Origin of the sequence: Streptomyces sp. Y2F8-2 (assembly GCF_014905555.1) — a bacterium.
Taxonomy (GTDB): Bacteria; Actinomycetota; Actinomycetes; order Streptomycetales; family Streptomycetaceae; genus Streptomyces; species Streptomyces cynarae.
Genome location: NZ_BNGS01000003.1, coordinates 501,212 through 512,993, shown reverse-complemented (window position 1 = coordinate 512,993; position 11,782 = coordinate 501,212). Strand labels below are relative to the sequence as shown.

General features: G+C 71.4%; 12 protein-coding genes. 4 read left to right on the top strand and 8 right to left on the bottom strand.

The features are described 5' to 3' along the window. Nucleotides 1-22: 22 nt before the first annotated feature. Nucleotides 23-979, bottom strand: a complete 957-nt coding sequence (locus tag SY2F82_RS12350) for an EamA family transporter (protein WP_200419432.1) — start codon at nt 977-979, stop codon at nt 23-25. 94 nt (nt 980-1,073) lie between these two features. On the opposite strand from SY2F82_RS12350, the gene SY2F82_RS12345 reads away from it, so the two are divergent. After that, complete coding sequence (locus tag SY2F82_RS12345) at nt 1,074-1,943, top strand: LysR family transcriptional regulator (RefSeq protein WP_200419046.1); 870 nt, start codon at nt 1,074-1,076, stop codon at nt 1,941-1,943. A gap of 58 nt (nt 1,944-2,001) precedes the next feature. Here SY2F82_RS12345 and SY2F82_RS12340 read toward each other — a convergent pair whose 3' ends face one another. From SY2F82_RS12340 to SY2F82_RS12315, 6 genes are all read right to left on the bottom strand, one after another. Beyond that, nucleotides 2,002-2,241, bottom strand: coding sequence for a hypothetical protein (locus SY2F82_RS12340; RefSeq protein ID WP_236041434.1), 240 nt, complete (start codon nt 2,239-2,241; stop codon nt 2,002-2,004). A 242-nt stretch (nt 2,242-2,483) separates the two neighbouring features. Next, nucleotides 2,484-3,059 (bottom strand): hypothetical protein, encoded by a 576-nt coding sequence (locus tag SY2F82_RS12335; protein ID WP_236041379.1) that lies wholly within the window; start codon nt 3,057-3,059, stop codon nt 2,484-2,486. Nucleotides 3,060-3,183: 124 nt separating this feature from the next. Next, nucleotides 3,184-4,665, bottom strand: coding sequence for a GntP family permease (locus SY2F82_RS12330; protein WP_374707160.1), 1,482 nt, complete (start codon nt 4,663-4,665; stop codon nt 3,184-3,186). A gap of 144 nt (nt 4,666-4,809) precedes the next feature. Next, nucleotides 4,810-5,220 carry a RidA family protein gene (locus tag SY2F82_RS12325; RefSeq protein ID WP_200419043.1) on the bottom strand — a complete coding sequence of 137 codons (411 nt, stop codon included), beginning with the start codon at nt 5,218-5,220 and terminating at the stop codon, nt 4,810-4,812. Further along, entirely contained in the window at nt 5,217-5,978 is a 762-nt protein-coding gene (locus SY2F82_RS12320; RefSeq protein WP_200419042.1) for an IclR family transcriptional regulator, read from the bottom strand. Before SY2F82_RS12320 ends, SY2F82_RS12325 begins: the two co-directional genes overlap by 4 nt. Then, the gene (locus SY2F82_RS12315; RefSeq protein ID WP_268980382.1) at nt 5,975-7,048 is read right to left on the bottom strand and encodes a sugar kinase; all 1,074 of its coding nucleotides are present in this window, start codon (nt 7,046-7,048) and stop codon (nt 5,975-5,977) included. Before SY2F82_RS12315 ends, SY2F82_RS12320 begins: the two co-directional genes overlap by 4 nt. Before the next feature lie 137 nt (nt 7,049-7,185). On the opposite strand from SY2F82_RS12315, the gene SY2F82_RS12310 reads away from it, so the two are divergent. The 3 genes from SY2F82_RS12310 (at nt 7,186) to SY2F82_RS12300 (ending at nt 10,771) form a co-directional block, all read left to right on the top strand. Continuing rightward, nucleotides 7,186-8,451: an amino acid deaminase gene (locus SY2F82_RS12310; RefSeq protein WP_200419041.1), complete on the top strand. Its 1,266-nt coding sequence runs from the start codon at nt 7,186-7,188 to the stop codon at nt 8,449-8,451. Between the two features lie 121 nt (nt 8,452-8,572). Then, nucleotides 8,573-10,213 carry an amidohydrolase family protein gene (locus SY2F82_RS12305; protein ID WP_200419429.1) on the top strand — a complete coding sequence of 547 codons (1,641 nt, stop codon included), beginning with the start codon at nt 8,573-8,575 and terminating at the stop codon, nt 10,211-10,213. 96 nt (nt 10,214-10,309) lie between these two features. Then, nucleotides 10,310-10,771, top strand: coding sequence for a hypothetical protein (locus tag SY2F82_RS12300; protein WP_200419040.1), 462 nt, complete (start codon nt 10,310-10,312; stop codon nt 10,769-10,771). 106 nt (nt 10,772-10,877) lie between these two features. Here the strand turns inward: SY2F82_RS12300 and SY2F82_RS12295 are convergent, their stop codons facing one another. Then, nucleotides 10,878-11,732: a serine protease gene (locus SY2F82_RS12295; protein ID WP_200419039.1), complete on the bottom strand. Its 855-nt coding sequence runs from the start codon at nt 11,730-11,732 to the stop codon at nt 10,878-10,880. Nucleotides 11,733-11,782: the final 50 nt, after the last annotated feature.

Sequence of the window (11,782 nt, the reverse complement as noted above, 5' to 3'; positions counted from 1 at the left end):
GTGTATGCACACTCTCGCATGATTATGCAAGCCCGGGGTTCCGACGGCTCTCCTCCCGTGTCGCAGCGACGGTCACCCGGGCGCCTCGCGCCCTGGACGGAGCGAGCTGTCCGGCGAGCAGCGCGGCCAGCGCGAGGACGAATCCGGTCAGCTGGAGGCCGGTGAAGGACTCGCGGAGCAGGAGTACGCCGAGGGCGGCGGCGACGAGCGGGGAGAGCAGCCCGAGCAGGGCGGTCGCGGTGACCGGCAGGGTGCCTATGCCGCGGAACCACAGGGTGTAGGCGAGCAGACCGCCGACGAGCCCGAGCCACAGGTAGCCGGCCACCGCCGGAGCGCCGATCCGGTCCGGGACGCCCTCGGTGAGCAACGCGGCGGGAAGCAGCACGATCCCGCCCGCGGTGAGCTGCCAGCCCGCGAACGTCATGGCCCCCACGCCCGCCGGGCGCCCCCAGCGTTTGGTGAGGGTGACACCGAGCGCCATGGCCCCGGCGCCGGCGAGCCCGGCCGCGATGCCGAGCGGGTCGAGGGCGGCCTTGGGCCCGATGACGACGAGCCCGACGCCGACCACGCCGATGACGCCCCAGGCCAGACGCCACACGGAAGGCCGTTCCCGGAGAACGGGCACGGCGAGGAGGGCGACGACGATCGGCTGGGCCGCGCCGAGGGTGGCCGCGACACCACCGGGGAGCCGCTCGGCGGCGAGGAACAGCAGCGGGAAGAACACGCCGATGTTGAGCGCACCGAGCACGCCCGCCCTCACCCACCACGCGCCGCGGGGCAGGGTGCGGGTCAGGGCCAGGACGAGCAGCCCGGCGGGCAGTGCCCGCATGAGCCCGGCGAACAGCGGATGCCCCTCGGGCAGCAACTCCGCCGTGACGCTGTACGTCGTGCCCCACACCGCGGGCGCGATCGCCGTGGCGAGCGTCGAGGCGGCCCGGCCGGCTGGGAGGGCAGGGGCGGCCGTCGCGGCCCTGTTCATGCTTGTCGTAGTCACTTCCTCACTGTCGACCCTGGCCCGTCGATGAATCCAACACATGCTTGTCATGGCATCCATCTGCGCGGAAGATCGATGTGTGGATCTGCAGCAGATGCGGTACGTCCTCGCGGTGGCCGAGACCGGCAGCTTCACGCGGGCCGCCGAGCGGTGCTTCGTCGTCCAGTCGGCGCTCAGCCACCGGATCGCGAACCTGGAGCGCGAACTGGGCCTCAAGCTGTTCGCGCGCACCAGCCGCCGGGTGCAGCTCACCGCGGCAGGGGAGGCCTTTCTGCCCGCCGCCCGGCAGTGCCTGGAGGCGGCCGAGCGGGCGAGCGTGGACGCCGCGGCAGCGGTGGGAGAGGTACGCGGCCGTCTGGCCGTCGGCGTGATCCCGACCGTCGCCGCGGTCGATGTCCCGGCCGCGCTGCACCGGTTCCGCGACGAGCATCCGCGGGTACGGATCGCGCTGCGCGTCGGCTCGAGCGACGAACTCGCGGCCGCGGTGCGCGAGGGCAGACTCGACGTCGCCTTCCTGGGGTTGCCCGAGACCGACCGCCCGCTCGGCGTGCGGGCGCGGGAGCTGGCCCGCGACCGGCTCGTGGCCGTCGTCGGCACCGCGCACCCGCTCGCCCCCGCCGGCGAGGTCGACCTGGCGCGGTTGGCCGAGGAGACCTTCGTCGACTTTCCCGCCGGCACCCCTGGACGCGCTCAGAGCGACCAGGCCTTCACCGCCGCCGGCCTCGGCCGTGAGGTCGCCTTCGAGGTCACGGCCGCGGACCTGATGACGCGCATCGTCCGACAGGGCCTCGCGGTCGCCCTCCTGCCGGCGGCGTTCACCCACCATGTGCGGGACGTGGTCACGGTTCCGGTCACCGACGGCCCGGTGCGGGTCGAGCACCTCGTCTGGAGCGACTTCAATCCGAGCCCTGCCGCGCTGGCGTTCGTCGACACCATCGAACTGCCATGAGCAGGGCAAGCGGGCCGACCGCTGTGGGTCATCGCATCGGGAGTCAGCCCATGGGGAGTCAGCCCATCGGGCGGTAGTGCCCCAATACCGCCGCCAGTTCGGCGAACCACTGCTGCGACTCCTCGCGGCGTTTCGCGTTCACCACGCACTCGAACACGCGGCCGTCGACGTGCACGACCGCCACCATCAGCACCCTCTCGTCGGCGCCGGGGCGGTAGTGGACGCTGCGGATCACCGGCCACGGGAAGTCCGCCGTCAGACCGCGCATCTCGAAGGCGACACCCGAGGCGTCCACCACGACCGAGTTGTGACGGTCGGCGGCCAGGAAGTCGGGTCCAGGTGGGACCTGGGGTGCCGAGGGAGCGTACGACGGGTACGGGGTGTAGGCCGGTGGCGGCGGTCCGAAGCCCGGTGGTCCGGCCGGTGGCGAAGGGTGGCCGTATCCAGGAGGACCGACTGCAGGAGGACCGGATACGGGAGGACCGGATACAGGGGGATTGTGCCCAGGCGGCCCGTATCCAGGGGGACCGTATCCCATGCTCAGTCGTCGTCCTTCTCGACGGCGGCTGATTCCTCCTCGCCGTCCTCGAAGTACGCGTCCAGCACCTCGTCGAGCCGGGTCTCCCACTCCTCGAAGCGTGCGCGGGAGTCGGCCTCGATCTCGATGGGGTACCAGCGGCGTTCCGGGGTGTGCACGGTCACCGTGAACCGCTTCCCGAAGCGCGCGGTCTCCGTCTCCACGGCGCCGATCTCGTCCCAGCGGAACTCGCACTCCTGGTCGTCCAGGCGGAGCCGTACACCGCTGCGGTCGGCGACGATCCGGGCGCGGCGGTCCGCGGCCTCGAACACCGGGCCGTCCGGGGCCTCTTGCTCCCCGCCGGGGGACTCCTCGCCGGGAGACTCCTCGCCGGGGACTTCCTCGGCGGCGGCCTCCTGCTCCGGTTCCCCGGCGGCGGCCTCCTTGTCCGGAACCACGTCCTGCGGCCCTACGGAGTCGTCCGGTTCCACGGAGTCCTTCTGGTCCACGGACACGGGTGAGGTGAGCCCGGGGATGAAGGCCGGGTCGACCCCGGCGCCGTCCAGGGGCTGGCTGCTCGAACCAATGCGCTGCTCCACAGCGGGCAGTATGGTCGAAGATCCTGTGCCGGACACAGCCAGCCCCTGCATCGTTATACGAATCCAGCCCGATGCCTTACGTCCCGGGTGTCTCGCGTCCGGCCCTCATGTCGTCACCGGACGGCTAGACGAAGAGGCTCACCACCGCCGCCACCGCGAACCCGGCCACCGACAGCACGCTCTCCAGCACGGTCCACGTGCGCAGCGTGTCCCGTTCGCTGATCCCGAAGTACTTGGCGACCATCCAGAAGCCGCCGTCGTTGACGTGCGAGGCGAAGATCGAGCCGGCCGAGATGGCCATGATGACCAAGGCCGTGAACGCCTGCGAGTGATGGCCCTCCGTCAGCAGCGGCGCGACGATGCCCGCCGTCGTGACGATCGCGACCGTCGCCGAGCCCTGGGCCACGCGCAGGACCAGGGAGATCAGGTACGCCAGCACGATCACCGGCAGGCCCACGTCGTGGAAGGTGTCGGAGAGCGCCTGCGCGACCCCGCTGCCCTTGAGGACCGCGCCGAAGACCCCGCCCGCGCCGACCACCAGCAGGATGTTGCCGACCGGCTTGAGCGAGGCGGTGGACACCGTCTCCAGCGACTTGCGGGACCAGCCGCGACGGATGCCCAGCAGGTAGTACGCCAGCAGCAGCGCGATCGTCAGCGCCACGAAGGGGTGGCCGAAGAACTCGACGACCGAGCGGGGGGTCGAAGGGTCGAAGGCGATCGAGGAGAAGGTGGCCAGGAGAATCAGGACCAGGGGCGTACCGATGATCGTGAAGACGATCGAGAGCGGCACCGGCTTCTCCGGCGGCGTCACGCCTGCCGCCCGCTGCTCCCGCTCGAGCGACGCCTTCGCCTCCTCGGCCGCCTCGACCATGTCCTGCGGTACTGGGACGAAGATCCGCCTGCCGATCCACGCGGACCACGCCCACGCGGCCAGCACGGCCGGGATGCCGCAGACGATGCCCATCAGGATGACCATGCCGAGGTCGACCTTGAGCAGACCGGCGGCGGCGACCGGGCCCGGGTGCGGCGGCAGGAACGCGTGGGTCATGGACAGGCCCGCGAGCAGCGGCAGGCAGTAGAGCAGGATCGACTTGCCGCCCCGCTTCGCCGCCGCGTACACGATCGGCGCGAGGACGAAGATGCCGACGTCGAAGAAGACCGGGATGCCGAAGATCAAGCCGGTCAGGCCCATGGCCAGCGGGGCGCGCCGCTCGCCGAACAGGCCAAGCAGCCTGGACGCCAGCACCTCGGCGCCGCCGGAGACCTCGAGGACCGCACCGAGCATCGTGCCGAGTCCGATGATGATGGTGACATGGCCGAGGGTGCCGCCCATGCCGGACTCGATGAGGGAGACGGCATCGGAGCGCTGGACCGTGCCGAAGAGTTCGGTGACCGACAGGCCCGCGCCGAGGCCGACGGCTATGGAGACCGCGAGCAGCGCCACGAAGGGCTGGAGTCTCACCTTGATGATCAGGACGAGCAGCAGCACGATGCCGAGCGCGGCGACGGTGAGCAGGCCGGCGGTGCCGTGGACGAGGGCGAGCAGGCCGCCGGTGTGGGGCGGGGGTGGTGGCGTGGGGGACGCCGCGAGCGAGGAGAAGGGCATGGGCATGACAGGGGGTCCTCTTGCTTCTCGTAAGTCCATGGGGGTTCGGGGCAGGAGTGATCGCGGCACGGCGCCCCAGGGGGTGGTGGGCACCGGACCGTGACGGCGTACGGAGTGCGGGAGTGGGCGGGAGCCGACGGGGCGTCAGCCGAGGACTGCCAGCGCGTCGATCTCGATCAGCAGGCCGGCGGGGAGGCCCACGTAGACGGTGGTCCGGGCGGCGGGCGGCTGGGTGAGGCCCTGCTCCTCGAAGTAGGCGTTGTAGATCTCGTTCATCTCCGCGAAGTGGTCCACGTCCGTCAGATAGACACGGATCATCATCACGTCGTCCCAATCGGCGCCGCCCTCCTCAAGGATCGCCTTGACGTTGGCGAGGGTCTGGAGGGTCTGCTCGCGCAGGGTGGGGCCCGCGGGCGTGGGCGGCTTGCCCTCCTCGGCGGGCAGGAAGCCGACCTGGCCGGCGACCTGGAGGATGTTCCCCTTCCTCACGCCGTGCGAGAACTTCGCGGGCGGGGTGGTGTGGGTCTTCGGGGTGAGGGCGATCTTGTCCGTCATTCGGGGTCCCTTACTGGTGTTCTGCCGGAGTACTCGCCGCTGATCGCGTCCGCGGTACGGCGCACCTGCGGGAGCAGGGTGAGGAGTTCCTCGGCGGTGACGACGACGTTCGGTGCGGAGACCGACATGGCGGCGACCACCCGTCCGTCGGCGCCGCGGATGGGGGCGGCGACGCAGTTGATGGACTCCTCGTGGCCGCCGAGGTCGGTGGCCCAGCCCTGTTCGCGCACCTGCTCCAACTCGCGCAGGAACGCTGCGGCGTTGGGGGTGGAACGGGCCGTGTAGTGGGGGTAGTCGAGCTTCTCCGCGAGGGCGCGGCGCTCGGCGTCGGGCAGGTCGGCGAGGAGCAGCTTGGCCACGGCCGCGACGGTGATGGCGACGGGCTTGCCGATCCGGGAGTACATGCGGACCGGGTAGCGGCTGTCCACCTTGTCGATGTAGAGCACCTCGTTCTCCTCGTAGACGGCGAGGTGCACGGTGTGGCCGCACTCCTCGTTGAGGCGGACGAGGTGGGGGTGGGCGATCTCGCGGATGTCGAGGTTCTCCATCGCCTCCTGGGCGAGGGCGAAGAGACGGGCGCCGAGGCGGTAGCGCTGGTCGGACTGGCGGTAGACCAGGCCGTGCTCGTCCAGGGTGCGCAGCAGGCGGAGCGCGGTGGACTTGTGCACGCCGAGCCGGTCGGCGACCTGCCCGAGATCGGCGGGCCCCTCGGCGAGCAGCGGCAGGATGCTCAGCGCACGGTCGACGGTCTGGCTCATGGCGTGGATACCTCCTCCTCGGCCCGCGGTGCGGCTTCGGTCCAGCCGGGGCCGAGTCGAAGTGTCCCCCACGCGGTGTCGTCGAGGGCGGCCAGGCGGTCGGCGTGGTCGCGGGCGGGGGGCGTGGCGAGGTCTCCTGGGACGGTGAGCGCGGCGGCGGCCATCAGGTGGCCGTGGCGCAGCCGGTCCCGGACGGGCAGGCCGCGCAGGGTGGCGGAGAGGAATCCGGCGGCGAAGGCGTCCCCGGCGCCGACGGCGGCCACCACGTCGACGTTCAGGGCGCGTACGAAGGTGGCAGTGCCCGTGGCGTCCTCGCACATGCCGTCGGTGTCCTTGCCGAGCGCCGTCGCCCCGCCCCGGCCCTGCTTGACGACGACGATCTCCGGTTCGGGCAGCGCCTCCCGGACGGCCCGGGCGCCGTGCAGCCCCCACGCCTCACGTGCCTCGTCGTCCCCCACGAACACGATGTCCGCGCCCCGCGCCAGTTCCAGCAGCACCCGTGCTCCCGCCGCGTCGCGCCACAGCCCGGGACGGTGGTTGACGTCGAAGGACACCAGCGGTCGGCCGGGGCGGGGCGCGGTCAGCTCGCGCAGCAGGTCCAGGCAGGGCCCGGACAGCGCGGCCGTGATCCCGGACAGGTGCAACACGCGGCCGGCGCGCACGGCGTCCAGGTCGACGGTGTCCACCGTCATCGCGGAGGCCGCCGAGCCGGCCCGGTAGTACGCCACCTCGTGGGCGTCGGTGGCCCGGTCCCCGGCCGTGCGGAAGTAGACGCCGGTGGGCCGCGCCGCGTCCCGCCGTACGGACGACACGTCGACGCCGTACGCCCCGATCGTCTCCACGAGGTGGTCGCCGAAGCCGTCCGCGCCGACCCGGCTCACCCAGCGCGCGGAGTGCCCGGCGGCCGCGAGCACGCAGGCCACGTTGGACTCGGCGCCGCCGATGGCTCGTTCGAAGGACGGAACGTCGGCGAGCCGCCCCGGCACCGTGGGCAGGAACGTGACCATGGACTCGCCGAGCGCGACGACGTCCACGACGTCGGGGGCCTTGCGGGATCCGCCGGTGGTCACGATGGTCGTAGCTCCTCTGTGGGGTGCGGGTCCGGTCGGCGTCCGTTGACCCCGCGTCGGCCGAGATGTTAGACAGCCGTAAGCGATATACGCAATGGTCGTTGCAAGCAGTGCAACGCACCAGATCAGGAGGGTCCATGGGCACCGAGGCGCTCGTCCGCCTGGCCGATGAACGCGTCGACCACCGCTTCAAAGGCCTCCCGCCGGATGCCGAAGGCCTGACCGTCGGCGAGCTGGCCGCCCAGCGCCGCAATCTGTTCACCGGCGGATTCACGACACCCGTGCTGGCCCTCTCCGCCGAGCGCCTTGAGCACAACCTCACCCTCATGGAGACGTACGCGGCCCGTCACGGCCTCGCCTTCGCCCCGCACGGCAAGACGTCGATGGCGCCGCAGCTCTTCCACCGCCAGATCGAGCACGGCGCGTGGGGCATCACGCTCGCGGTCCCCCACCAGGTGCGCGTGGCACGGGCGTTCGGGATCCAGCGGGTGTTCCTCGCCAACGAACTGCTCGACCCGGCGGCCCTGCGCTGGGTCGCCGACCAACTGGCGGCGGACGCGGACTTCCGGTTCATCTGTTACGTCGACTCCGTACGCGGCGTGGAACTCATGGACGCGGCGCTGACCGGAACCGCCCGCCCGGTGGACGTGGTCGTCGAGCTGGCCGCCGGCGAAGGGGCCCGCACCGGTGTGCGGACGGAGGCGGAGTGCGCAGCGGTCGCGGACGCGGTGGCCGCCACCACGACGCTGAGGCTGGTGGGGGTCGCCGGATACGAGGGCGAGGTGCCGCAGCCGGACCCCGACCGGGTGTGCGCATGGCTGCGCCGACTGGTCGCGCTGGCCGTCGACCTCGACATGGCCGGGCGCTTCGCCGGATGCGACGAGATCGTGGTGAGCGCGGGCGGCAGCGCCTGGTTCGACGCGGTCGCGGACGTCTTCACGGAGATCCCCGAACTCTCCGCGAACGTCCTGAAGTTGCTGCGCTCGGGCGCGTACGTCTCGCACGACGACGGCCACTACCGCAGGATCACCCCGTTCACCCGGATCCCGGAGGAGGGCGCGCTGGAGCCGGCGTTCCGGCTGTGGGCGCAGGTGGTGTCACGGCCCTCCCCCGAGCAGGCCTTCGTCAACGCGGGCAAGCGGGACGCGGCCTACGACCTGGACCTGCCCTTCGCCCAGGTGGTGCGCCGGAACGGCGAGGAGCGGCCGGCCACCGGCGTCTCGGTGACCGCCCTGTCCGACCAGCACGCCTGGCTGCGCACCACGCCCGAGGCGGACGTGGAGGTCGGCGACTGGATCGGCCTCGGCCTGTCGCACCCGTGCACGTCGTTCGACAAATGGCAGCTGATCCCGGTGGCGGAGGCGGACGGCACGGTCGTCGACTACATCCGCACGTTCTTCTAGGCCGACCACAACGCACGTTCTTCCAAGTCGACCACATCGCACGTTCTCCCGGGTCGGCCGGAACGCACGTGCTCCCAGGTCGACCACATCGCACGTTCTTCCAGGAGGCCCCGTGGACGGTATGGACCCCGTGGATTTCACCGACCTCGCCGATCTCGTCATACGGGACGCCGACGTCGTCGACGGCACCGGCGACCCCTCCTACCGTGCCGATGTGGCGATCAAGGACGGCAGGATCGTCTCGATCGTCAAGGAGGCCGCCCAGGCGGGCTGCCAACGCCCCCGGGCGGTGCGGGAGCTGGACGCGGAGGGTCTCGCCCTCTCCCCCGGCTTCATCGACATGCACGCGCACAGCGACCTCGCCCTGCTGCGCGACCCCGACCACAGCGCCAAGGCCGCACAGGGCGTGACGCTCGAGGTCATCGGGCAGGACGGGTTGTCGTACGCCCCGGTCGACGACCGCACGCTCGAAGAGGTGCGCCGCGCCATCACCGGCTGGAACGGGTACGGCGACGACATCGACTTCACCTGGCGTTCGGTGGGCGAGTACCTGGACCGCCTGGACGAGGGCATCGCGGTCAACGCGGCCTATCTGATCCCGCAGGGCACGGTCCGGATGCTGGCCGTCGGCTGGGAGGACCGGGAGGCGACGCCCGAGGAGCTGGACCGGATGCGGCGGCTGGTCGCGGAGGGCATGGAACAGGGCGCGGTCGGCATGTCGTCCGGACTCACCTACACGCCCGGCATGTACGCGAAGGACGCCGAACTCACCGAACTGTGCCGGGTGGTGGCGTCCTACGGTGGCTACTACTGCCCGCACCACCGCAGTTACGGGGCGGGCGCCCTGGAGGCGTACGAGGAGATGGTGGGCCTGGCCCGGGAGGCCGGCTGCCCCCTCCACCTCGCCCACGCCACGATGAACTTCGGCGTGAACAAGGGCCGCGCCCCCGAGTTGCTGTCCCTGCTCGACGAGGCGCTGGCGGCCGGCGCCGACATCACGCTGGACACCTACCCCTACACCCCCGGCTCCACGACGCTGGCGGCGCTGCTGCCGAGCTGGGCGAGCGAGGGCGGCCCGGCGGAGATCCTCAAGCGGCTCACCGACGACACGACGGCCGAGCGGATCCGCCACCACATGGAGGTCGTCGGCGCCGACGGCTGCCACGGCGTGCCCGTCGAGTGGGACACCATCGAGATCTCGGGCGTGACCGACCCTGCGCTCGCGTCGTACGTCGGCAGAACCGTCCAGGAGTCGGCGGACCTGCACGGCGAGAGCCCGTGGACCGTCGCCCGCCGCCTGCTCACCGATGACCGCCTCGGCTCGACGATCCTCCAGCATGTGGGCCACGAGGAGAACGTGCGGGCGATCATGCGGCACCGCGTCCACACCGGCGGCTCGGACGGCATCCTCCAGGGCGACAAGCCGCACCCGCGGGCGTACGGGACCTTCCCCGAGTATCTGGGCCGGTATGTACGGGACTTGGGGGTGCTGTCCCTGGAGGAGTGCGTGGCGCATCTGACCGGCCGCCCGGCGGCCCGCCTCCGCCTGCCCGACCGGGGCCTGGTGCGCGAGGGCCACCGCGCCGACCTGGTGCTCTTCGACCCGGCCACGGTCGCGGCGGGCTCCACCTTCGAGCGGCCGCGCACGCTGCCGACGGGCATCCCGTACGTCCTGATCGACGGCCGCTTCGTGATCGAGGACGGCCGGCGGACGGACGTACTGGCGGGGCGTTCGGTCCGCAGGAGCCCACCACCGGCATAAGCCAGCAGCAAAGTCACCCGAACGACTGCGTCCTGGGCCGCAGAACCCATCCGCGTCGGCCCGCCGACCCACACCAGCATCGCGGTCTTCCCGCTGGTGCTGGGCCCCGACAACCTCCCCGCGATCACCGACCCGGACGAGGCGGCACGAGACCTCCCCGTCTCCGTCTTCTCCGCACTCACCCACGCCAAGGATCCCGCCCTCCCTGCGATACTGGACGCGCTGGCGACAGCGCTCGCCAACACCGGAGGCGAGACCGCAGCGGACTGGGCCGAATACACCGAGATCGGCCTGGGCGACGCCCAGACCCGCGAACTCTGGAGGCAACTGATGACCACCCGCACCAGCCGCTTCCCCGGCAGCGGAACCCTCATCGAAGAGACCCGCCTGAAGGGCAAGGCCGAGGACATCCTCCGCATCCTCGACCTCCGCGGCATCGACGTCCCCGAAGCCGCCCGCGCGCGCATCGCCACCTGCACCGACCTCGACACCCTCAGCACATGGTTCGACCAGGCGCTCACGGTCACCCGCGCGGAGGAGCTGTTCGCACAGAACTGACCGACCGCCAGGGCAGCGAGGGCGACCGGGCGGGACGTACCGGCATGCAGGGCGGGCGGCCGCAGGACTCGCGTGTGACCTTCGACCGCCCGCCGCACCGGCCCTCCTACGGCTTGGGCAGGACGCAGCCGCTCGCGTTCAGGTTCAGCTTGTTTCCGGCGCCGAAGCAGGCCGGGATCTGGTAGGTCTCCTCGGCGTAGTTGATGCCCTGGCGGACGGTGACGTTGCCGCCCGCGTCGACCTCGCAGGGGTTGTTCTCCGTGCAGCGCTCACCGTCCTCGTTGCCGGTGTTGTTGACGGCGACGACCTTGCCGGTGGCATTGTCGATGACGGGCGATCCGGAGGTGCCGCCGATGGTGTTGCAGGCGGAGGTGTAACGGACCGAGTCCTTCCAGGTCCAGTCGCCCTCCTTCAGGCGGTACACGAACCCGTCGATGTTGCAGCTGTAGATGCGCTTCCAGTAGCCGGAGACGACCTTGATGGCGGTGCCGGCGACGGGGTGGGTGTCGGCGACAGTGAGAGGGCTGATGCCGTACGAGCTCTTGATCTGCGCGTAGGTTCGGGTGAGCTGGTAGATCGTGATGTCCGTGTCGGTCATCGTCGAGTACGCGACCTTGCTCGCGCGTAGCGTCGCGATCCTGGTGCCGGACGAGTTGAGCAGGCCGAAGGAGCGGCTGGAGGCCTGGTCGACGATGACCTCCCCGGGCCCGGGGAATCCGGTCTCCAGGCAGTGGCCGTTGCTCAGGACGAGCGCGGGGTCGCTGTCCGCGGAGTTCGGGAAGCGGATGACGGAGCCGGAGCAGTTGCTGAGCGAGACGGTGCCGGCGAAGTCGACGGCCTGGATCGTGGCCGTCCTGTCCTTCGTCGCCGTCCCGGCGGCCGCGGGTGCCGCGACCGCCGGTGCCGCGCCGGCTCCGGCCAGGGCCAGAGCGAGGAGCGCGGCGGCGAGAGGCTTTCTCATGTGGGGGGTCCCCTCTCGATGAGGTGCGATGACGTGGACGGCCGGAGGTC